Raw genomic sequence first — 21,762 nt, forward strand, 5'->3', positions numbered from 1 at the left:
AATGAAAGTGGGCGGTCGGCTGTGTCAAGCCAGGAAACAGGGTTGGCCCCGGAGGATGCATCCTCGGGCGAGTTCGGAGCCAATGAGTGGCTCGTCGACGAGATGTACGAACGGTACCTCGCGGACAAGAACTCGGTCGACCGGTCGTGGTGGCCCATCCTCGAGAACTACAAGCCGGTCGACCAGCAGGACGCTGGGCAGACGGCAGCCTCCCCGCAGGATGCCGCACCGGTGACCTCGGCGTCGAGCACCGCCGCACCGGCTCCCGCCACGCAGGAAGCGCCCGCACCGGCCCCTGCGCCGGAGCAGGCCACCGAGCCCGGGCATCCGGAGCAGCAGGTGACCGGCGAGCCCGCGATCCCCGAAGCGGTCATGGAGGCCGCACCGGCTGACGTCCAGGCGGCCGTTGCGCCGGCCCCGGCCGGCAGCCAGCCCATCGCGAGGACCACCTCGATTGAGCCGAAGCCCCAGCCGATTCCGGCCGAGGTGCCGCCCACAGGGCCGATCGACAAGACCCCTGAGGAGCCCGCAGAAGAGCCCCAGGACAAGGTCAGCCCGCTGCGTGGCATGGCCAAGTCGCTCGCGACCAACATGGATCAGAGCCTCACGGTGCCGACCGCAACCAGCGTGCGCACGGTCCCGGCGAAGCTGATGATCGACAACCGCATCGTCATCAACAACCACTTGAAGCGCGCCCGCGGCGGCAAGGTGTCGTTCACCCACCTCATCGGGTGGGCGATCGTGCAGGCCGCAAAGGAGTTCCCGAGCCAGAACGTCTACTACGAGGAGGTCGACGGCAAGCCGTCACTCGTGCAGGCGGCTCATGTGAACCTGGGCCTCGCGATCGACATCCCGAAGCCCGACGGCAGCCGCGCGCTGCTCGTCCCGAACATCAAGCGTGCGGACACCATGGGCTTCGGCGAATTCCTCGCCGAGTATGAGGCGCTGGTCGGCAAGGCTCGCGCCAACAAGCTCACCGCCGACGACTTCGCCGGAACGACGATCTCGCTCACAAACCCAGGCGGCATCGGCACCGAACACTCGGTCCCCCGCCTGATGCGCGGTCAGGGCAGCATCATCGGCGCCGGTGCCCTCGACTACCCGGCCGAGTTCCAGGGCATGTCGCCGACCACGCTCGCCGATCTGGCGATCGGCAAGACCGTGACGCTGACCTCGACCTACGACCACCGCGTCATCCAGGGCGCCGGCTCCGGCGAGTTCCTCAAGAAGGTGCACGAGCTGCTCACCGGCGAGCGCGGCTTCTACCAGGGCATCTTCTCCGCGTTGCGGATCCCGTACGACCCGATCCACTGGGCGCCGGACATCCACATCGACCCGGCCAACATGGTCGACAAGACCGCGCGTGTGCAGGAGCTCATCAACTCGTTCCGCGTGCGCGGCCACCTGATGGCCGACGTCGACCCGCTCGAGTACCGTCAGCGCACGCATCCGGATCTCGACATCGCGAGCCACGGACTGTCGTTCTGGGATCTCGACCGCGAGTTCGTGGTCGGCGGCTTCGGCGGCAAGCGCGCTGCCCTGCTGCGCGATGTGCTCGGGATGCTTCGTGACGCGTACTGCCGCACGGTCGGCATCGAGTACATGCACATCCAGGACCCGACCGAGCGCAAGTGGATCCAGGATCACGTCGAGACGCCGTACAAGAAGCCCAACCACGACGAGCAGATGCGCATCCTCGCGAAGCTCAACGAGGCGGAGGCGTTCGAGACGTTCCTGCAGACCAAGTACGTCGGGCAGAAGCGGTTCAGCCTCGAGGGAGCGGAGTCGCTCATCGCGCTCCTCGACTCGACGCTGCACGAGGCAGCCAAGGCGAACCTCGAGGAGGTCGCCATCGGCATGGCCCACCGCGGCCGCCTCAACGTGCTCACCAACATCGCAGGCAAGACCTACGGTCAGATCTTCCGCGAGTTCGAGGGCACCCAGGACCCGCGCACGGTTCAGGGCTCCGGCGACGTGAAGTACCACCTCGGCACCGAGGGCACCTTCACCTCAGGGACCGGCGAGAAGATCCCGGTCTACCTCGCGGCCAACCCGTCGCACCTCGAGGCGGTGGACCCCGTCGTATCCGGCATCGTCCGGGCGAAGCAGGACCGCAAGCCGATCGGCAGCTTCCGCGTGCTCCCGCTCGTCATCCACGGCGACGCGGCGATGGCCGGCCAGGGAATCGTGGTCGAACTGCTGCAGATGTCGCAGCTGCGCGGCTACCGCGTCGGTGGCACCGTGCACATCGTCGTCAACAACCAGGTCGGCTTCACCACGCCTCCGAACGAGGGACGCACCTCGGTGTACTCGACGGATGTCGCCAAGACCGTCCAGGCACCGATCTTCCACGTGAACGGGGACGACCCGGAGGCGGTCGTGCGTGTCGCGCAGTTGGCGTTCGCGTTCCGCCAGGAGTTCCACAAGGACGTCGTCATCGACCTTGTCTGCTACCGCCGCCGCGGCCACAACGAGGGCGACGACCCGTCGATGACCCAGCCGCTGATGTACAACCTGATCGAGGCCAAGCGCTCCGTGCGTACCCTGTACGCCGAGGCCCTGGTCGGTCGTGGTGACATCACCCAGGAGGAGTACGAGGCGGCGCAGGCCGACTTCCAGGACCGCCTCGAGCGCGCGTTCGCCGAGACGCACGCGGCGCAGACCGGCTCCATCCCGGTCATCTCGCAGGACGAGAACGCCATATCCGACCTGGAGCGTCCGGACTCGCAGCAGGACGACGCCGCCGGGGAACCGGAGACCACCGGTGTCGACCCGAGCGTGATCACGACGATCGGCGACGCACACGCCAACCCGCCTGCCGGGTTCACCGTGCATCCGAAGATCCAGAACCTGCTCACCAAGCGAGTCGAGATGAGCCGCAACGGCGGCATCGACTGGGCGTTCGGCGAGCTCCTCGCGCTCGGATCGCTGGTCGTCGAGGGCACCCCGGTGCGCTTCGCCGGTCAGGACTCGCGTCGCGGTACCTTCGTGCAGCGTCACGCGGTCATCCACGACCGTCAGAACGGCCAGGAGTGGCTGCCGCTCGCGAACCTCAGCGAGAACCAGGCGCGCTTCTGGATCTACGACTCGCTGCTCAGCGAGTACGCGGCGATGGGCTACGAGTACGGCTACTCGGTCGAGCGTGCCGACGCGCTCGTGCTCTGGGAGGCACAGTTCGGCGACTTCGCCAACGGTGCGCAGATCATTGTGGACGAGTTCATCTCGAGTGCGGAGCAGAAGTGGGGCCAGCGCTCAAGCGTTGTGCTGCTTCTCCCCCACGGCTACGAGGGCCAGGGTCCTGACCACTCGTCCGCACGCATCGAGCGCTACCTGCAGCTGTGCGCCGAGAACAACATGACCGTTGCACGCCCGTCGACGCCTGCCTCGTACTTCCACCTGCTGCGCAGGCAGGCGTACGCGCGTCCCCGTCGCCCGCTGGTCGTGTTCACGCCGAAGTCGATGCTCCGCCTGCGCGGCGCCACGAGCGAGGTCGCGGACTTCACTTCGGGTCGCTTCGAGCCGGTGATCGACGACCAGACGATCGCCGACAAGGCGGCAGTCAAGAAGGTGCTGCTGCACTCGGGCAAGGTGCACTACGACCTGCTCGCGGAGCGCGAGAAGCGCGGCGTGCAGAACGACATCGCGCTTGTCCGCGTTGAGCAGTACTACCCGCTGCCGCTGCGCGAACTGGTCTCGGTGCTCGGCCAGTACCCGAATGCTGAGCTGGTCTGGGTTCAGGAAGAGCCGGAGAACCAGGGCGCCTGGCCGTTCATCTGCATCGAGTTGCTGCGCGTCGGCAAGCGCGACCTGAGCGTCGTCTGCCGTCCGGCATCGGCGTCACCCGCAACCGGCTCGTCGAAGCGGAGTGCGCAGGAGCAGACGGACATCCTGGACCGCGCGCTCGCCCTGTAGCTAGTCGGTGAGGGGCCGGAGAGCCTTCTCCGGTTCCTCGTCGGGCGCAACGCCGGCGAGGATCGCAGCGGAGAGCTCGTAGAGCTGCTCCACCTGCGCGTCGGTGAGTCGATCGAAGACGTGGTCGACGACGGTGGTGACGTGGCCGGGAGCCGCATCGACCAGCACGCGCATTCCCTCGTCGGTGAGGCACGCGTAAGTGACGCGCTTGTCCGCGGGGTCGGCGTCCTTGCGGATCCAGCCCAGTTCCTCGAGCTTGCGGACGGCGTGCGAAAGCCTGCTGACGGATGACCGAAGGACGTCGGCAAGGTCACTGATGGTCAGAGCGCGATCCGGCGCCTCGGAGAGCATCGCGAGGATCATGTAGTAGGCATGCGGCATGCCGGATTTGCGCTGCAGGTCTCGATCGAGCAGCTGCTGCAACTGGCCGGACGCCACCAGGTACGCACGCCACGCGCGCTGCTCGCGGTCGTTCAGCCAGCGGAAGGGCTTCTGCTCGTCGGTCACGTATCCATTCTAGCTTTTTACTTGAATGTTCAAACAAACGGGTGACGGTCGGGTATCTCGGCGACGGTCGATCAACGAAGTGGGAGCATCGCATGACCACGATCAGCATCGTCGGAGCGGGTAACGTCGCCCGCGGTATCGCCACTCGTGCCGTCGCCGCCGGTGACGACGTCCAACTCCTTGTGCGCAATCAGGAACAGGGCAACGCGCTGGCTGGAGAGCTCGGCGGCAATGTCACCACCGCGATGATCGGCGGACCGGTGCACGGTGAACTGGTGTTCCTCGCGGTCCCATTCTCCGCCGCGCCCGAGCTGGTCAGGGCCTTCGATGGCTTCACCGGCAAGGTGGTCGTCGATTCGTCGAACCCGATCAATGATGACTTCACGGGCCTTGCTACTGCGCCGGGAACATCCGGTGCCGAAGAGATTCAGAAGCTCGCCCCAAACGCGAGGGTCGTGAAGGCGTTCAATACGGTCTTCGCTCCGAATGTGATCGCGGGCACCAAAAACGGTCACCAGCTTGACCTGTTCATCGCAGCCGATGATGCCGATGCCAAGGCTGAGGTCGCTGAATTCGGCGACAAGACCGGGTTCCGGGTGATCGACATCGGTGCGCTTGCTCAGGCCTCGGTCATGGAAGCAATCGCCTGGCTGCACATGCAGCTGCAGTTCACGCGTGGCACCAACTTCCAGTCGGCGATCGTCATCCTTGACTGATCGGTCCCGCTGCGGGCGAACGCGCCCGCTCCGGACATCCGCGCCCGGCGCACCTGCCGCGACCGTCCGGAACGGGCGCGTCGCTCAGTGGGAGGACTGAACCTCTCGGATGCGCTCCAGCACGTGCGAGCGCAGATCCGCGGGTGCCTTCTCCTGGCAGGCGCGCTGGATCGCCTGCATGAGCACGCGACCCACTTCCGCCTCTGCGGAGCAGTCATCGCATGACTTCATGTGCTCGGTGATGTCGGCGACATCCTCACGGCACAGTTCGTTGTGAAGGTATTCCTCGAGTTCGGCTTTGGCCTTCTCGCATCCGCAGTCGGTCATTTCTTCTCTCCCGAAACCTGTGCAGCGGTCGCGAGCCCACGACCCCGCGCGTAGCCGGCAAGCAGCTCGCGAAGCATCCGCCTGCCACGATGCAGGCGACTCATCACGGTGCCAACCGGAGTCTTCATGATGTCGGCGATCTCCTGGTAGGAGAAGCCCTCAACGTCGGCCAAATAGACCGCGAGCCGGAAGTCCTCGGAGATGGACTGCAGCGCTTCCTTCACGGCCGAGTCCGGCATGCGGTCGATCGCTTCGGCCTCCGCCGAGCGTGACGACATCGAGGTGGCGGACTCCGCCCCGCCCAGCTGCCAGTCCTCAAGCTCGTCAATGGTGCCCTGGTACGGGTTGCGCTGGTTCTTGCGGTAGCTGTTGATGTACGTGTTGGTGAGGATGCGGTACAGCCAGGCCTTCAGGTTCGTGCCCTGCTTGAACTGGCGGAAGGCGGCGAACGCCTTCACGAACGTCTCTTGCACCAGGTCGGCCGCGTCGGCCGGGTTGCGCGTCATGCGCATGGCGGCGCCGTACAGCTGATCCATGAACGGGATTGCCTGCTCCTCGAAGAGCGCCCGCAGGCGGTTATCGTCGACGGGGGTGGGCTCCGCGTTATCCGTGCTTGTCATCGCCGCCAAGCTTAGTTCCAGAGCATGAACATCCACCGTGGATGGTGGCGCATCGGGTGCGAGGATCGCGGTCACACTGGGCCTTTCTTAGCGGCGGGATACTACCCTGATAACCGATGCTGACTTCTAGATATTCCAAGCCTGAGTTCAATCCGTACGGAAACGACGACCCAGACGACGCGACCGAGAACGGACCGTGGCATGCGCCGCGTTCCGCCGGGCCGCTGAGCGCGCACGTCTCGCTCCCCGGCTCGAAGTCGCTCACCAACCGTGAGCTCGTGCTCTCTGCGGTCGCATCCGGGCCGTCGCGGCTCCGCGCCCCGCTCCACTCCCGCGACACCGCGCTCATGGTGCAAGCGCTCAAGGCCCTCGGCGTCGGCATCGAAGAGACACCGGGCACCGGCGAGTACGGGCCCGATCTCGTGATCACCCCCGGCGAGCTCAGCGGCGGCGCATCCATCGACTGCGGTCTCGCGGGCACGGTGATGCGGTTCGTCCCGCCGTTGGCGGCGCTCGCTCTCGGGCCGGTGGCGTTCGACGGCGACCCGCACGCACGCAAGCGGCCGATGCGCACGACCATCGATTCGCTGCGCCGCCTCGGCGTCTCGGTCTCGGATGACGGTCGCGGCACCCTCCCATTCAGCCTGTACGGCACCGGACGCGTCGCCGGCGGCACCATCGAGGTCGACGCGTCGGCATCCAGCCAGTTCGTCTCCGCGCTGCTGCTCGTCGGCGCCCGGTTCGACAACGGACTGGAGCTGCGTCACACGGGCGACAAGCTGCCCAGCCTGCCGCACATCGACATGACGATCGCAACCCTCGCCGGTCGCGGCGTCAGGGTCGAGAACCCGAGCCCCGGCGTGTGGATCGTGCCGCCCAGCCCGGTCGCCGGTCTCGGCGTGACCCTCGAACCGGACCTCTCCAACGCGGCACCATTCCTGGCGGCCGCGCTGGTCGCGAGCGGTTCCGTCACTGTTCAGAACTGGCCGGATGGGACGAGCCAGGTCGGCGCGGAACTGGAGCGGCTGCTGCCGCTCTTCGGTGGCGTCGTCACGCGATCCGACGGCAACCTCACCGTCGAGGGTTCCGGAACCATCCACGGTGTCGAGCTGGACTTGAGCTTCGGCGGCGAACTGGTGCCCGCCCTGGTCGCGCTCGCGGCACTCGCCGACGGCCCGAGCCGGTTCACCGGCATCGGCCACCTCCGCGGCCACGAGACCGACCGCCTCGACGCGCTCGCGACCGAGGTCAACGCGCTCGGCGGCAAGGTCACCGTGCTTGAGGACGGACTCGCAATCGACCCGCAGCCGCTGCACGGCGGCCTCTGGCGCAGCTACGAGGATCACCGGATGGCGACAACCGGCGCGATCATCGGGCTCGCGGTCGACGGAGTCGCGATCGACGACATCGGCACCACCGCGAAGACCCTCCCGGAGTTCCCGGAACTGTGGCAGCAGATGATCCGTCCGAGCGCGAAGCCGGTCGACCCGCTGAACCTGGGGCTGATGTGAGCCGCCGATGAGTTGGCTGACCGACGTCGACGACGATGACGACGACAAGTACGCCGACTACGAGGCTCGGGTGCGCCCGAATCCGAAGGGAAGCAGGGCTCGCACCAAGATCCGGCCCGAGCACAGCGATGCGCTGACCGCGCGCGTGCTCGCGGTCGACCGCGGACGCTACCGGGTGCTCATCGCGGAGGGCACCGACGACGAACGCGACCTCACCGCCACTCGCGCGCGCGAGCTGCGCAAGGAGGCGATCGTCACCGGTGACCGCGTCGATGTTGTCGGCGACACCACCGGCGACGAGGGCACCCTCGGCCGCATCGTGCGCATCCAGCCCCGAGACACCGTGCTGCGCAGAAGCGCCGACGACACCGACGAGGTGGAGCGGGTGATAGTCGCCAACGCCGACCTGATGCTCATCGTCGTCGCGGCGGCGGATCCGGAACCGCGCCCCCGGCTGGTCGACCGCTACCTCGTGGCGGCCTTCGACGCCGGCATCCGGCCGATCCTCATCATCACCAAGACCGACATCGCCGACCCGGAGCCGTTCCTCGCGAACTTCGCCGGCCTCGACTTGACGGTGGTCAAAAGCTCCCAGGACGCCTTCCCGCTGGCCGAACTCCGCTCCCTGCTCTCCGGGAACACCGCGGTCGCTGTCGGCCATTCCGGAGTCGGCAAGTCGACACTCGTGAACGCCCTGGTGCCGGATGCGAACCGCGCCACCGGTGACGTCAACGCCGTGACCGGACGCGGCCGCCACACTTCGTCGTCGAGCGTCTCGTACCGGGTCGGCACCGGCTGGATCATCGATACCCCCGGCATCCGCTCCTTCGGCCTCGGTCACGTCGACCCCGACAACATCCTGAAGTCGTTCACCGACCTGGCGGAGGTCGCCGAGGAGTGCCCGCGCGGCTGCACCCACCTTCCGGATGCGCCGGACTGCGCGATCATCGAGCGGGTGGAGGAGGGTCGGCTCGGTGAATTCGGGGCGAAACGACTCGACTCCCTGCAGCGGTTGCTCGCGACGCTAACCTGAGAGTCGTGAACGGTCATTCCGAAGACGATCTAGAACTGGCCCTCCGGCTCGCGGACCTCGCCGACACGATCTCGCTCGTGCGGTTCCGCGCCACTGATCTCCGCATCGACACGAAGCCGGACCGCACCCCGGTGACGGATGCGGACCAGGCTGTCGAAGAGGCCATCCGCCACGAGCTCGCCCAGGCTCGGCCGGAGGACTCGATCCTCGGGGAGGAGTACGGCACCGTCGGCGAGGCGCGCAGGCAGTGGATTATCGACCCGATCGATGGCACCGCCAACTACCTGCGCGGCGTCCCGGTGTGGTCGACGCTCATCGCGCTCGCGGTGGACGGCTATCCGGTGGTCGGCGTCGTCAGCATGCCCGCGTTCGGACGGCGCTGGTGGGCAGCAATCGGCCACGGCGCCTACACGACCGACCGCGACGGTGCGCAGCGCGGCCTCCGGGTCTCCGCCGTGCCGGAGCTGGCAGATGCTTCACTGGCGATGAGCGGGATCGACCGGTTCGAGCAGGCCGGTCGGCTCGAGAATTACCTCGGGCTGACGCGTCGCGTGTGGCGCACGCGCGACTACGGCGACGCCTGGCCGTACATGATGGTCGCGGAGGGTCTGGTCGACATCGCCGGCGAGTTCGGTTTGCAGCCGTACGACATGGCGGCGCTGTTCCCGATCATCCACGAGGCGGGCGGAACGATGACTTCGATCGACGGTGAGGAGGGACCGTGGGGCGGCTCGGCGCTTGCGACGAACGGTAGACTCCACGAGGCGGTTCTCGCCACATTCACAGTCGATTAGGAGCCTTTTTTCATGGTTAGCCCCAGCCGTCGTGTCCTCGGAATCGCCGCTGTTCTGGCAGCATCCGTCACTCTGAGCGGCTGCAGCGTGATCGGCGGGCTCCTCGGCGGTGGCAACAATGTTTTCACCCTCAAGGTCGGCGACTGCTTCAACGAGGGCACGCTTGTGAACGACGAGGTCGCGGATGTTCCCATCGTCGAATGCAGCGAACCGCACCTCTACGAGGTGACCAAGAGCGTGATCCTGGAAGACGGCGACTACCCCGGTGAGGATGAGGTCGTCGGGCAGGCGGAGGACGAGTGCTTCGTCGCGTTCGAGGACTACATCGGTGCTTCCTGGGAGCAGAGCGGCAGCCTCGACTACAGCTACTTCGTGCCCACGACTGAGACCTGGAACGACGCCGACGACCGCGAGATCCTGTGCCTCGTGGTCGACCTCGAGGGCGAGCGCAAGGGCAGCGTGAAGAACGCCGGACCGCAGTCCTAGCCCCTTCGGCAGAGGTTTGTGCCATAGGCAAGCGATTGTTCCCTTGCTATTGGCACAAACCTATGCGCAGGTAAGGCTGCCGCAAGGTTGCAGGTGATGCAAGATTGCACTCTGTGCAATAATTCATGGAGTGACGACGAACGAGGGGCTCCGGCAGCGCAAGCTGCGTGAGACCCGCGAGGCGATCCACCGGGCTGCTCTGCGGCAAGCCGCGGAGCTCGGCCCGGATGCGGCGACTGTCGCGGCGATCAGCGCCGAGGCCGGAGTCTCGGCGCGCACCTTCTTCAATTACTTCGCGACCAAGGACGACGCGATCCTCGGCTTCCACGAGGAACAGCCGACGGATGAGCAGCTGGCGGCCTTCGTAGCTGGAACCGGCGAACTGCTGGCCGACCTCGTCGAATTGGCGCGCCACGTGCTCGTCTCGTCCGACAACGAGGTGTTGCAACAACGTCGGAGGCTGCTCTTTGAGCATCCGGAGCTGTTCCGAGACCGGTTCGCGAGGATGTTGGCGATCGAGCTGCGCATCGCGTCGGCCGTCGCAAAGCGGATGCGCGCGTCAGGAGAATACTCTGACGCGTCCGATCCGGGCGACGCGGCAGCCGTGCTCGTGATGATCGCCAGTGGCGTCGTTCGACTCGCGGTGCGCAAGCTCCTGGCGGACCCATCCGCCGCCCCTGATACCGACTCGGCAATCGCCGACATGCTCAACACACTTCGAGAGGTAACCCGCTCACTCCAATGACCACAGGCACCACCACGCGCAAGCAGTCGAGCGACTCCCGGCGCGGCATCATCCTCCTGTTCATCGGCCTCATGCTGTCGATGCTGCTCGCCTCCCTCAGCCAGACCGTGCTCAGCTCGGCGATGCCGACCATCGTCGGCGAGCTGAACGGCGTCGAGCACATGCTGTGGGTGATGACGGCGTACATTCTGGCGTCGACCATAGTGATGCCGATCTACGGCAAGCTCGGCGACCTGATCGGGCGCAAGTCACTGCTCATCGCGGCGATCTCGCTGTTCATGGCCGGCTCGGTAATCGGCGCTCTCGCAGGCGACATGAACTGGCTAATCGCGGCTCGCGTTGTGCAGGGGCTCGGTGGCGGCGGGCTGATGATCCTGTCCCAGGCGATCATCGCGGACGTTGTCCCCGCACGCGAGCGCGGCAAGTACATGGGCGCGATGGGAGCGGTGTTCGCGGTGTCATCGGTGGCCGGCCCGCTGCTGGGCGGTTGGATCACCGAGGGTCCAGGATGGCGCTGGGCGTTCTGGATCAACCTTCCGCTCGGGGTGCTGGCGCTCGCGGCGGCGGTGTTCCTGCTGCATCTGCACCGGCCGCGGACAGGTCGTCCGAAGATCGACGGATGGGGCATGGCGCTGCTCGCGGCCTCCACCACGTCGCTGGTGCTCGTCGCATCCTGGGGCGGTAAGGACTTCGCGTGGGACTCCCCCGTGATCATCGGGCTGATCATCGCGACCGTGGTCACCGCGATCGCGTTCGTGCTCGTCGAGCGCCGCACCGCGGAGCCGATCATCCCGATGTCGCTGTTCCGTGACCGCAACTTCAACCTGACCACGATCGCGGGTCTGCTGACCAGCGTGGCGATGTTCGGCGCGATCGGGTACCTGCCCACCTACCTGCAGATGACGGTCGGTGCGGATGCGACCGAAGCCGGACTGCTCATGATCCCGATGATGGGGGCGCTGCTCATCGCATCCGTCGGCTCCGGCGTGCTGGTGAGCAAGTACGGGCGGTACAAGTGGATGCCGATCGTCGGCACCGTGCTCGTCGCGGTCGCCCTCGCGCTGCTCAGCACCCTGACGCCGCAGACTTCGGTGTGGCTGTTCTGCGCCTACATTGCGGTGTTCGGCATCGGCCTCGGGCTGGGCATGCAGATCCTGGTGCTGATCGTGCAAAACTCGTTCCCGAACTCGCAGGTCGGGACCGCGACTGCTGCGAACAACTTCTTCCGGCAAATCGGTGCGACGCTCGGAAGCGCGGTGGTCGGCAGCGTGTTCACGTCGCGGCTGGTCGCCCTGCTGGGCGAGCGCCTGCCGGATGCGGAAGCGGCGACAGGCGGCGTCAACTCGCTCACGCCGGATTCGCTGGCCGCGCTGCCTGCTCCGATCTATGACGTCGTTGTGCTGAGCTTCAACGACGCGCTCATGCCGTTGTACCTGTTCATGGTGCCGCTCGCGGTGGTCGCTGTCATCTTGCTGTTCTTTGTGAAGGAAGTCCCGCTGGCTACGACGATTGAGCGTGACATCATGCCCGAGGCCGTGGCTGAGGGCAATCTGCAGATCACGTCGCGCGACGACTGACCCTCAGCGCCCTCGCTACTGTGGGGGAAGAAATCGGGGGTGCGAATGCGCGCGGTGCTGTTCAGTGAGTTCGGTCAGTTACCTGCGGTGACGGATGTGCCGGCGCCGGTGTGCGCGCCGACCGGTGCGGTGATCCGGGTCGAGGCGACCGGGCTGTGCCGCAGCGACTGGCACGGCTGGATGGGACACGACCCCGACATCCGGCTCCCCCACGTTCCCGGCCACGAGCTCGCCGGCGTCGTGGATGAGGTCGGCGCCGAGGTCACTCGGTGGAAGGCCGGCGACCGCGTGACCGTGCCGTTCATCTGCGCGTGCGGGCGGTGCGAGCAGTGCCTGGCCGGCAACCAGCAGGTGTGCGACAACCAGGAGCAGCCAGGGTTCACGCACTGGGGCTCGTTCGCCGACCTCGTGGCGATCGCCGAGGCAGACACCAACCTGATCGCGTTGCCAGATGGGCAGGACTTCGTGTCCGCGGCGGCGCTCGGGTGCCGGTTCGCGACCGCGTATCGCGCGGTCATGACTCAGGGTCGCGTGCAGGCCGGCGAGTGGGTGGCGGTGCACGGCTGCGGCGGTGTCGGGCTGTCGGCGATCATGATCGCGGTCGCGGCGGGGGCGCGGGTGGTTGCGGTGGATGTGTCGGCGGATGCGCTGGCGCTCGCCGAAGGTCTGGGCGCTGTCGCGGTACGCGGAGACGGTGACGTCGCATCCACGGTGCGAGAGGCGACGGATGGCGGCGCGCACCTGTCGCTGGATGCCTACGGGAGCAGCGCGACGAGCCTCAACTCGGTGCGCAGCCTGCGTAAGCGCGGGCGGCATGTGCAGGTCGGGCTGATGCTCGCGGAGCACTCGCTTGCGCCGATGCCGATGGATCTGGTGATCGCGAACGAACTGGAGCTGCTCGGCAGCCACGGGATGGCGGCGCACGAGTACCCGGCGATGCTGGAGGCGATTCGCTCGGGTCGCATCGACCCGACAGTGCTGGTCGGACGCACGATCACGCTGGAGGAGGCCCCAGATGCGCTCGCAACGATGGACGCCGGCGGGCATCCCGGGATGACCGTGATCGTGCCATGAGGTCAGCGGCGCCCAGAGGCTGACCTCGCCTGCCTCAGCTACTGTGTCTGCCGTTGACACGTACGGTCTAGGTCATCCAGCGCAGAGGGGTAGCCAAATGAGCACAACTGAAGGCGGTTCTCCGGGTTTGTCAGCGGCAGAGTTCCATCGCCAAGCCGGTGTGACGGAATGGCGCGTGACTGCCTGGGGACCGCAGGCGGTGTTCGTGTCAGAATCACTCGCTCATGCCTCGCGTCTTGTGCCTGCGATCGTGGCGGAGTCCGATCGGCTCTCGATCGAGCCGGATGTCGATCTGCGGCCGGAGGCGATTGTCGTCCGTGTCCCGTACCGAGGCGCCGACAGCATCACAGCGCGTGCGGCCGAGTTCGCGGCGGCGGTGTCTGTTGCCGCCAAGGAGTTGTCGTTGCGCGCCGATCTAACGCTCATCCAATGCGTCGACATCGCTGTCGCCCAGCACTCGGACGTCGACACCCGGCCGTTCTGGACGGCAGCACTGGGATACGAGATCTCGGGCGAGTACGACTCGATCGATCCGCTGCGCCGTGGTCCACAGTTGTCGTTCCAGCCGAACAAGCGGGATGCGCGCGCTCGCGGCCGGACTCACATCGACGTTTCCGTTCCGGCCGATCGGGCGCAGGACCGGGTCGCCGCCGCACTTGCCGCCGGCGGCCGCCTCGCCGATGACTCCCGTGCTCCGATGTGGTGGACGCTCGCTTCACCCGACAACCACGGAGTCGACATCGCGGCGTGGACAGACACCTATGAGTGAATGATTCCGCCCGTCAGCGCGACAGACTGTTCAGACCTCGTAGCCGATGAGCCACGGCACACCGAAGCCGTCCACAACCTGGCCGTCGTGCCCGCCCCACGGTCGCTCCTGCAGCGGGTCCTTCACTTCGCCGCCTTCGGCCAGGGCAGCGAACCAGGATTCGAGGGTCGCCGGGTCGGCGGTGCCCAGCAGCGAGAACATGACTCCCTGCACCTTCAGGGGTACATCGTCCTTGCCTGCATCAGCGCCGAACAATTGAACGCTGCCGCTCAGCTCGCCGTGTGCGATGGCATCCCTAGGGCCGTCGGTGCGGCCGAAGTCAGCGAACGTGTGCAGTTCAAGCTCGCCGCCGAAGATGTCGCGGTAGAAGGTAAGCGCCTCACGGGCGGTTCCATCGAAGTGAAGGTACGGAGTTAGACCGGTCATCCCCCGACCTTATTTCACGGCTCGGTCCCACGGAACGGAACCCACAGTCATGCAACCTCGAAAAACCGTCAAACCGGCGGTTGGCACCCCTCCACGCCTACCTGCTAAGGCGGGGCGTAAATTGGGGCGCGTTCTGACGCGTTCCGCCGCGGGACACTTAAGGGAGAACGATGCCAATAGACCACGTTGGTTTGGGCGTCCCTGACATGGAGATCGCGAAGGCGTACTACGACGAGCTGATGCCGATGGTTGGCTTCCAGCCCTGCTTCGGTAACGGTTACTGCCCTAACGACTGGAACGGCGCCCAGCTCTTCCTTTACGAATCGACCGAGGACGGAGCCTACTCACGACACCACAGCGGGCTGCAGCACCTCGCGTTCCTAGTCGCTACGCGGGAGGAAGTGGATACGGTGCACGCGTGGGTCCGCGATCGGGGCGACGAAGTTCTGCACGCGCCGAGACCGTTCCCGCAGTTCGGCGAGCACTGTTACGCCACCTATTTCCTGGACCCGCACGGCTTTAAACTTGAAGTCGTGTGCCAGAGCCCGGCAGCCGACTAGGCGGCTGACGCCGAGGCGCCACGATGGCAACAGCGCGCGATAGCGACCTAAATGGTGGAGATGGGGGGAATTGAACCCCCGTCCACTGCTGTGGTCGTACGTCTTCTACGGGCGTATCCAGTGAAGCGTTCTACTCGGCCCCGGAATTTGCCACTGGCAGCTAAACCGACGAGCCCAGCCCAAGTGCAAGTCCCTCCGCGCCCTTAGGCGCAACGCGGAAGCAATCCCTCTAGATGACGCCAGCATCCAGGTAGAGGGCATCCCCGGGCTGACGGACTTTTAGTTCCCTTGCTTAGGCAGCGAGGGTGAAGTCAGTGCGTGATTTATTGGCACTTGTTTTTTGCAGAGATCGTTAACGAGATAACCCTGCATCCTCGACCCGCTTCTCGTACTCGCTCAGGCAATGTCGAAACCGATCATCCCCATGCTCGAGCTCATTAGAGCCAAGTCACTATCGCGCGCTGTTGAGTTGCCAAACCTGCATGCCTATTTGATGCAGCCTTGAATTCTACAACGGATGCCGCTGGTTGGCTATTCCCTCTCGCATGTCAAGATAAGGCATCCGCGGAAGGGGCTCCGATGACCGACACCATCATCACCGTGCAGGGGTCGTACTCGACCTACTACCCCGCCGAGCGGGCCACAGTGACGCTGAGCGTGCACTTCGAATCGGATTCCCGCGACGGGGCTTTCAACTCGGCAACCTCCTCGGCCGTCACCGTGCGCGAGTCGATCGTCGACATGTATGACTCTCAGGCCGGGCCGATCACCTGGTGGGCCAGCGACATGGTTCAGGTGTGGAGCGAGAAGCCGTGGAGCAACACCGGCGAGCAGTTGCCCCTCGTCTACCATGCACGCATCAACTTCTCGGCGAAGTTCAGCGACTTCGAGGCGCTCGCCCGCTGGGTCGAGGAGACCGCAGCCATCGACGGTGTCACCATCAGCCACATCGCGTGGGACCTCACCGAGTCGCGCAAGACCGCCCTCACCGCGGAGGTGCGCTCCCGCGCGGTGAAGGATGCCGTCGCCAAGGCCAGCGTCTACGCGCAGAGCATCGGGCTCGGGCAGGTGAAGGCGATCGCCCTCGCGGATCCGGGGATGCTCGGCAGCGAAGCATCCGGTGCCAGCGAACTGGCGCGTGCCCGGATGTCGAAAGCCGCGCTGATGGCGGACGGAGCGGGTGTCAGCGAACTGTCGCTCAAACCCGAGGAGATCGAGGTCGCATCCGTAGTCGACGCGAGGTTCGTGGCGAGCTGACCATCGAGTTGCCCACTTCCGCCCCCGAATCACCCGAAAACCAGGGCCGAAGTGGGCAACTCGGCGTGCGGGAGTGTTGAGCGCCTACTCGCCGAGGCGACTCTTCGAGGCGATCGCGCGACGCGCCTCCATGTTGTCCTGACGCTCACGCAGCGTCTGCCGCTTGTCGTACTCGCGCTTGCCCTTGGCCAGCGCCAGCTCGACCTTCGCGCGCCCATCGCTGAAGTACAGCGACAGCGGGATGAGCGTGTAGCCGCCCTCCTTGACCTTGCTGTGCAGCTTCAGGATCTGCGCCTTGTGCAGCAGCAACTTGCGCTTGCGGCGCGGCGGATGATTGGTCCAGGTGCCCTGGTTGTACTCGGGGATGTGCACGGCATCCAGCCACGCCTCTCCCCCGTCGATGAACGCGTAGCCGTCGACAAGGGATGCACGACCGGCCCGCAGCGACTTCACCTCGGTCCCGGTCAGGACCAGTCCGGCCTCGACGGTGTCTTCGATGGTGTAGTCGTGGCGGGCTTTACGATTGGTGGCCACCACGTTCTGGCCACGTTCCCTGGGCACGGCTCACTCCAATGGTTCTTGTTTGACAAAGCCCACCAGTGTATCCGGAATGGCCAGTGCGCGGCTACACGCGCAGGTAGCGCCGGATGGCGATGGCCGCCGACATGGCCGCCAACCCGACGCCGACCACCAACAGGATGGGCACCACGATGAGTGCATCTGTCAGCCCGACGTACGGTGTCGTGCCCGGGACCGCGTTCAGGTAGCCCTGCACGAAGAAGTGCACCAGCGACACGATCGCCGCTCCGGCCAGGATCGACCCGATCAACGAGGCGACAACCCCCTCAAGCACGAACGGCGTCTGGATGAACCGGTTCGAGGCGCCCACCAGGCGCATGATTCCGAGCTCGCGACGCCGGCTGAACGCGCTCAACCGGATGGTGGTCGCGATGAGCAGCACCGCCGCGATGAGCATGAGGACGGCCACACCGATCGCCGTGTAGCTCGCGACGTTCAGCGCGTCGAAGATGGGCTGCAGGTACTCCCGCTGGTCGAGGACCTCCTCAACCCCCGGCAGTCCGGACAACCGCTCGACGAGCGCATCCGACTGCTCCGGGTTGTTCAGGTTCACCCAGAATGTCTCGGGCAGGAAGTCCGCGGTCACGAAGCTCGACTCACCGGTCTCGCCGAACTGCTCCAGGTACTTCTCGTACGCCTGCTCGTGATCCTCGAACGCGTACTTGCTGATCAGGGATGCTAGCGGCTCCGTCTTGAGCTGCTGCTCGACGAACGCCTTCTGCTCCGCGGTCGCCTCGGTCTGCCCGCAGTTCGCCGAATCGACGTACTCGGTGCACAGGTAGACGGCGACCTGCGCGCGGTCGTACCAGTACCCCTTCATCTGCCCGATCTGCATCTGCAGCAGGATGGCGGCGCCCACGAAGCTCAGCGAGATGAAGGTCACCAGAACGACCGCGATCACCATCGACAGGTTGCGACGGATGCCTTGCCCCACCTCGGAGAGGATCAACCCGAGCCTCACCGCTTGACCTCCGCCTCGATGTCGGTTCCCGCGTCGTACAGGTCGCTTTCGCGCTGCACCGGCACGGCCTGGGTGAGGTAGCCGCCCTGACGTTCGTCACGCACGACCTGGCCGCTGATCAGTTCGATCACGCGGCGCTTCATCTGGTCGACGATGCCCGCGTCGTGGGTCGCCATGATCACGGTGGTGCCGCCGGCGCTGATGCGCTCCAGCAGGGTCATGATGCCGGCGCTGGTCGAGGGGTCGAGGTTTCCGGTCGGCTCGTCGGCGAGCAGGATCGACGGCTTGTTCACAATCGCGCGCGCGATTGCCACGCGCTGCTGCTCGCCACCGGAAAGTTCGTGCGGCAACCTGCTCGCCTTGCCGGCCAAGCCCACCATCTTGAGCACATCCGGGACCGCCTCCTGGATGAATCCCTTGCTCTTGCCGATCACCTGCAGCGAGAACGCGACGTTGTCGAACACGGTCTTCTGTGGCAGCAGGCGGAAGTCCTGGAACACCACCCCGAGGTTGCGCCGGAAGTACGGCACCTTGCGGCTCGACAGCTTGCCGAGGTGCTGCCCGAGCACGTGGATCTGTCCGCGAGTCGGGTGCTCTTCCCGCAGCACGAGGCGGAGGAAGCTGGACTTGCCGCTCCCGGACGCGCCGACGAGGAACACGAACTCACCGGGCAGGATCTCGAGCGACACCGAATTGAGGGCTGGCCGCGTGTTGCCGGGGTACAGCTTGGTGACCTGGTCGAAGCGAATCATTTGCCTTCGAGCCTACGGACGGGCATTCCGGATGCGCGTAGCGACTCACCCCACCGGCGGCGCCGCCCGACCCTTACTCTTCGATGTCGCGCTTGCGCCAGCGGATGCCGGCGCTGATGAACCCGTCCAGGTCACCGTCGAAGACGGCGGACGGGTTGTTAACCTCGAACTCGGTGCGCAGGTCCTTGACCATCTGGTACGGCGCGAGCACGTAGCTGCGCATCTGGTCACCCCAGCTCGCGGTGATCACCCCGGCGAGTTCCTTCTTCTGCGCCGCGTCTTGCTCGTGCTTGAGCAGCAGCAGCCTCGACTGCAGCACGCGCATTCCAGCAGCGCGGTTCTGAATCTGGCTCTTCTCGTTCTGCATCGACACGACGATCCCGGTCGGCACGTGAGTGATGCGCACGGCGGAGTCGGTCGTGTTGACCGACTGCCCGCCGGGTCCGGATGACCGGAAAACGTCGATTCGGATGTCGGACTCCGGCACGTCGATGTGGTCGGTCTCCTCCATCAGCGGGATGACCTCGACGGCCGCGAAGCTCGTCTGTCGCTTGCCCGCAGAGTTGAACGGGCTCATCCGCACCAGCCGGTGCGTTCCGGCCTCCACGCTCAGCTTGCCGAATGCGTACGCGGCGTCGAACTCGATCGTGGTCGACTTGATGCCCGCCTCTTCGGCGTAGCTGGTGTCCAGCACGCGGGCGGGCATGTCGTGCTGCTCCGCCCAGCGCAAGTACATGCGCTGCAGCATCTCGGCGAAGTCGGCCGCGTCGACGCCGCCCGCGCCCGCGCGGATGGTCATGACGGCGGGACGTTCGTCCCATTCACCGTTCAGCAGGGTCTGCACCTCGAGGTCGCCGAGCACCTGCTCGATGGACTCCAGTTCGGTGCGCACCTCGATGGCGACGCTCTCATCGGATTCCTCGTTCGCCAGCTCGGCCATGACCTCGAGGTCGTCGATGCGACGCTCGAGCTCGATCACGCGCGCGAGCTCCGACTGACGGTGGCTGAGTGCGCTCGTAACCTTCTGCGCGGCATCCGGGTCATCCCAGAGATCCGGAGCACCCGCCTGCTCGCTCAGCTCGGCGACCTGCTGCTGCAGGCGCTCGACGCCCACAACGGATCGGATGTCCGCAAAGGTCTTGCGCAGTTCGGCGAGCTCCTGCGAGATGTCCAGATCAATCATGTCGCGCAAAAGCCTACCGTCGCGGGCCTCAATAGAGTTGTGCGAGTGAGTTCAGAACAGCCCTTCCGCTTCGGCTCGCTTGCCGTGCCTGTGCTGCTGCCGACCCTGGCATTCGCGATCGGTGAGGGCGCGATCATCCCGATCATCCCGATCGTGGCGAGCAACGCCGGTGCGGACCTGGCTGTTGCCGGTCTGATTGCGGGACTGTTCGTCATCGGCGGGCTGATCGGAAACATCCCGAGCGGCTGGATCGTCGCGCGACTCGGTGAACGTCCCTCGATGATCGGCGCAGCACTGCTCTCCCTCGTCGGGGTCGGTGTCGCGCTGCTGGCGCAGGGCATCGCGATGCTCGCGGTCGGCGTGTTCCTGATCGGGCTCTCGACCGCCGCGTTCGCACTGGCACGGCACGCGTTCATGACCAGCTTCGTGCCGCTCGCCTACCGCGCGCGGGCGCTGTCGACCCTCGGCGGCACCCTGCGGCTCGGGATGTTCATCGGCCCGTTCGTTGCCGCGGCGGTGATCGGGTTGACCGGCTCGGCCCAGGCCGTGTTCTGGGTGCACGCGGTCGCCTGCCTGCTGGCGGCGGTGACTCTCCTGGTGATGCCGGATCCGACCGCGTTGTTCGCCGCCCGGGCTACGGCATCCGGTCTCCATGAGGGCGAGGAGTTCGTCGCCCGGGAGTCGGCCGGGCTGTTCCGCACCATCCGGGACCGGCGCGCCACGCTGCTCACCATCGGCGTCGGCGGCGCCTTGTTCGCCGCGATCCGGACCAGTCGTCAGGTGATCCTGCCGCTGTGGGCGGTGAGCATCGGGCTGACGGATGCGAATGCGGCGCTCATCATCGGCCTCGGCGGCGCGCTGGACTTTGCGCTGTTCTACGCGAGCGGGCAGATCATGGACCGCTGGGGCCGGCTGTGGAGCGTTCTGCCGTCGATGGCCGGACTCGGTGTCGGCCACCTGGTGCTCTCGGTCACGCACGACCTGCCCGGAAACGTGACCTGGTTCATCGCCGTCACCATGGTGCTCGGTGTCGCGAACGGACTCGGCAGCGGCATCATGATGACGCTCGGCGCAGACCTCGCGGACAAACGCGACCCGGCCCCGTTCCTGGGCGCGTGGCGGTTCACCACCCAATCCGGGGCGGCCGCAGCGCCGCTCGTCGTCGCGGGCGTCACCGCGGTGGCATCGGTGTCGGTCGCCGCCGCGCTGATGGGGGTGCTCGGGCTGGCCGGGGCGGGCATCATGGCGCGGTTCGTGCCGAACCGGCCGCAGCACTAACTGGGGCGCGCGACGTCGATGCTGAAGATGGTGTAGCCGGCCTTCACGTCGACGAAGAAGCTCGCCGAGACCGCCAACCCGCTGTCGGTCACGACCGGCAGCTGCGCCGTGATCTGCCCGGTTTCGGATGCGCGGGCGTCATCGGCGAGTTGTGACTGCAAGCGGAGGATGTCGGACTCGGTCCAGCCGACGCTCGGTGCGAGCCCGCGGACCAACGCGATCGCATCCGGATACCGGTTCGTGCCAGACGGGTACAACGAGACCGAGGTGACGGTGTCGTTCTCCGTCGTGATGGTGAGCCGGTCGATGAGGTCGACCACCACGACGTCGTCCTCGCCGAGCAGCCGCACCTGCACCGGACGCAGCAGCTCGACTTCCTTGGCCCCGTCGGCCTCGAGACCGAGTTCGGACGCCGGAAGCGCGTTCTCACGCAGCTTGATCTTCGCGTAGCCCTGCACGGTCAGGAAGTCGAGGCCCGGCTGGGTGAAGGTCGACATGCCGTCGGAAGCCTGCTGGTCGGCGGATGCGACGGGCCGGTCGGCGGTCCACCACGAGTTCTCGAAGGCGAAGACCGCGAAGACGATGCCGCCGATGATCAGCACCAGGATCGCTGCCGGCAGCCAGCTCAAGGCGCGCTTGAACCCGGATTCGCGGCGCACGGGGATGCCGCGCTCGTCGAGGGTTGTGCGATTCAC

At 66.3% G+C, this 21,762-nt stretch carries 22 protein-coding genes and 1 other RNA gene; 13 read left to right on the forward strand and 10 right to left on the reverse strand.

The window, feature by feature from the left end:
- Positions 1 to 21 precede the first annotated feature (21 nt).
- Complete coding sequence (locus IRG63_RS00475) at positions 22 to 3,912, forward strand: multifunctional oxoglutarate decarboxylase/oxoglutarate dehydrogenase thiamine pyrophosphate-binding subunit/dihydrolipoyllysine-residue succinyltransferase subunit (protein WP_193508863.1); 3,891 nt, start codon at positions 22 to 24, stop codon at positions 3,910 to 3,912.
- Here IRG63_RS00475 and IRG63_RS00480 read toward each other — a convergent pair whose 3' ends face one another.
- Positions 3,913 to 4,419: a MarR family transcriptional regulator gene (locus IRG63_RS00480; RefSeq protein ID WP_193508864.1), complete on the reverse strand. Its 507-nt coding sequence runs from the start codon at positions 4,417 to 4,419 to the stop codon at positions 3,913 to 3,915. It abuts the gene before it with no gap.
- Between the two features lie 92 nt (positions 4,420 to 4,511).
- Between IRG63_RS00480 and IRG63_RS00485 the strand changes: the two genes are divergently transcribed.
- A complete protein-coding gene (locus IRG63_RS00485) occupies positions 4,512 to 5,135 on the forward strand; it encodes an NADPH-dependent F420 reductase (protein ID WP_193508865.1) in 624 nt (207 codons plus the stop codon).
- 84 nt (positions 5,136 to 5,219) lie between these two features.
- On the opposite strand, the gene IRG63_RS00490 is transcribed toward IRG63_RS00485, so the two are convergent.
- Complete coding sequence (locus IRG63_RS00490) at positions 5,220 to 5,462, reverse strand: anti-sigma factor (protein ID WP_168627905.1); 243 nt, start codon at positions 5,460 to 5,462, stop codon at positions 5,220 to 5,222.
- Positions 5,459 to 6,082 carry a sigma-70 family RNA polymerase sigma factor gene (locus IRG63_RS00495; RefSeq protein WP_193508866.1) on the reverse strand — a complete coding sequence of 208 codons (624 nt, stop codon included), beginning with the start codon at positions 6,080 to 6,082 and terminating at the stop codon, positions 5,459 to 5,461. Before IRG63_RS00495 ends, IRG63_RS00490 begins: the two co-directional genes overlap by 4 nt.
- Positions 6,083 to 6,198: 116 nt before the next feature.
- Here IRG63_RS00495 and aroA point away from each other — a divergent pair, with 116 nt between their 5' ends.
- From aroA to IRG63_RS00535, 8 genes are all read left to right on the forward strand, one after another.
- Entirely contained in the window at positions 6,199 to 7,593 is a 1,395-nt protein-coding gene (aroA, locus tag IRG63_RS00500) for a 3-phosphoshikimate 1-carboxyvinyltransferase (RefSeq protein ID WP_193508867.1), read from the forward strand.
- 7 nt (positions 7,594 to 7,600) lie between these two features.
- The gene (gene rsgA / locus IRG63_RS00505) at positions 7,601 to 8,626 is read left to right on the forward strand and encodes a ribosome small subunit-dependent GTPase A (protein WP_193508868.1); all 1,026 of its coding nucleotides are present in this window, start codon (positions 7,601 to 7,603) and stop codon (positions 8,624 to 8,626) included.
- 5 nt (positions 8,627 to 8,631) lie between these two features.
- The gene (gene hisN, locus IRG63_RS00510) at positions 8,632 to 9,420 is read left to right on the forward strand and encodes a histidinol-phosphatase (RefSeq protein WP_193508869.1); all 789 of its coding nucleotides are present in this window, start codon (positions 8,632 to 8,634) and stop codon (positions 9,418 to 9,420) included.
- A gap of 12 nt (positions 9,421 to 9,432) precedes the next feature.
- Positions 9,433 to 9,906: a septum formation family protein gene (locus IRG63_RS00515; protein ID WP_193508870.1), complete on the forward strand. Its 474-nt coding sequence runs from the start codon at positions 9,433 to 9,435 to the stop codon at positions 9,904 to 9,906.
- 130 nt (positions 9,907 to 10,036) lie between these two features.
- Positions 10,037 to 10,651 carry a TetR/AcrR family transcriptional regulator gene (locus IRG63_RS00520; protein ID WP_168627911.1) on the forward strand — a complete coding sequence of 205 codons (615 nt, stop codon included), beginning with the start codon at positions 10,037 to 10,039 and terminating at the stop codon, positions 10,649 to 10,651.
- The gene (locus tag IRG63_RS00525; RefSeq protein ID WP_168627912.1) at positions 10,648 to 12,228 is read left to right on the forward strand and encodes an MDR family MFS transporter; all 1,581 of its coding nucleotides are present in this window, start codon (positions 10,648 to 10,650) and stop codon (positions 12,226 to 12,228) included. The genes IRG63_RS00520 and IRG63_RS00525 overlap by 4 nt, the downstream gene beginning before the upstream one ends.
- Positions 12,229 to 12,273: 45 nt before the next feature.
- Positions 12,274 to 13,302, forward strand: coding sequence for a zinc-dependent alcohol dehydrogenase family protein (locus IRG63_RS00530; RefSeq protein WP_193509528.1), 1,029 nt, complete (start codon positions 12,274 to 12,276; stop codon positions 13,300 to 13,302).
- A gap of 205 nt (positions 13,303 to 13,507) precedes the next feature.
- On the forward strand, positions 13,508 to 14,071 hold the full coding sequence (locus IRG63_RS00535; RefSeq protein WP_370566141.1) for a VOC family protein: 564 nt from the start codon (positions 13,508 to 13,510) through the stop codon (positions 14,069 to 14,071).
- A gap of 30 nt (positions 14,072 to 14,101) precedes the next feature.
- Here the strand turns inward: IRG63_RS00535 and IRG63_RS00540 are convergent, their stop codons facing one another.
- A complete protein-coding gene (locus tag IRG63_RS00540) occupies positions 14,102 to 14,497 on the reverse strand; it encodes a VOC family protein (RefSeq protein ID WP_193508873.1) in 396 nt (131 codons plus the stop codon).
- A gap of 170 nt (positions 14,498 to 14,667) precedes the next feature.
- Here IRG63_RS00540 and IRG63_RS00545 point away from each other — a divergent pair, with 170 nt between their 5' ends.
- The gene (locus IRG63_RS00545) at positions 14,668 to 15,057 is read left to right on the forward strand and encodes a VOC family protein (protein ID WP_193508874.1); all 390 of its coding nucleotides are present in this window, start codon (positions 14,668 to 14,670) and stop codon (positions 15,055 to 15,057) included.
- Positions 15,058 to 15,109: 52 nt separating this feature from the next.
- On the opposite strand, the gene ssrA is transcribed toward IRG63_RS00545, so the two are convergent.
- Positions 15,110 to 15,481: a transfer-messenger RNA gene (gene ssrA / locus IRG63_RS00550) on the reverse strand.
- A 155-nt stretch (positions 15,482 to 15,636) separates the two neighbouring features.
- On the opposite strand from ssrA, the gene IRG63_RS00555 reads away from it, so the two are divergent.
- Positions 15,637 to 16,314 (forward strand): SIMPL domain-containing protein, encoded by a 678-nt coding sequence (locus tag IRG63_RS00555; RefSeq protein WP_193508875.1) that lies wholly within the window; start codon positions 15,637 to 15,639, stop codon positions 16,312 to 16,314.
- A gap of 84 nt (positions 16,315 to 16,398) precedes the next feature.
- Here the strand turns inward: IRG63_RS00555 and smpB are convergent, their stop codons facing one another.
- The 4 genes from smpB to prfB all read right to left on the reverse strand — a co-directional run bounded on the left by smpB (position 16,399) and on the right by prfB (position 19,789).
- The gene (smpB, locus tag IRG63_RS00560; protein WP_168627918.1) at positions 16,399 to 16,875 is read right to left on the reverse strand and encodes an SsrA-binding protein SmpB; all 477 of its coding nucleotides are present in this window, start codon (positions 16,873 to 16,875) and stop codon (positions 16,399 to 16,401) included.
- Positions 16,876 to 16,939: 64 nt separating this feature from the next.
- Entirely contained in the window at positions 16,940 to 17,854 is a 915-nt protein-coding gene (ftsX, locus tag IRG63_RS00565) for a permease-like cell division protein FtsX (protein WP_193508876.1), read from the reverse strand.
- Positions 17,851 to 18,606: a cell division ATP-binding protein FtsE gene (ftsE, locus tag IRG63_RS00570; protein WP_168627920.1), complete on the reverse strand. Its 756-nt coding sequence runs from the start codon at positions 18,604 to 18,606 to the stop codon at positions 17,851 to 17,853. Before ftsE ends, ftsX begins: the two co-directional genes overlap by 4 nt.
- 73 nt (positions 18,607 to 18,679) lie before the next feature.
- Complete coding sequence (gene prfB, locus IRG63_RS00575) at positions 18,680 to 19,789, reverse strand: peptide chain release factor 2 (RefSeq protein ID WP_193508877.1); 1,110 nt, start codon at positions 19,787 to 19,789, stop codon at positions 18,680 to 18,682.
- 45 nt (positions 19,790 to 19,834) lie between these two features.
- On the opposite strand from prfB, the gene IRG63_RS00580 reads away from it, so the two are divergent.
- Positions 19,835 to 21,067 (forward strand): MFS transporter, encoded by a 1,233-nt coding sequence (locus IRG63_RS00580; protein ID WP_193508878.1) that lies wholly within the window; start codon positions 19,835 to 19,837, stop codon positions 21,065 to 21,067.
- Here IRG63_RS00580 and IRG63_RS00585 read toward each other — a convergent pair.
- Positions 21,064 to 21,762 carry a hypothetical protein gene (locus IRG63_RS00585; RefSeq protein ID WP_193508880.1) on the reverse strand — a complete coding sequence of 233 codons (699 nt, stop codon included), beginning with the start codon at positions 21,760 to 21,762 and terminating at the stop codon, positions 21,064 to 21,066. The genes IRG63_RS00580 and IRG63_RS00585 overlap by 4 nt on opposite strands.

Source organism: Cryobacterium sp. BB736 (assembly GCF_014980265.1).
GTDB lineage: Bacteria > Actinomycetota > Actinomycetes > Actinomycetales > Microbacteriaceae > Terrimesophilobacter.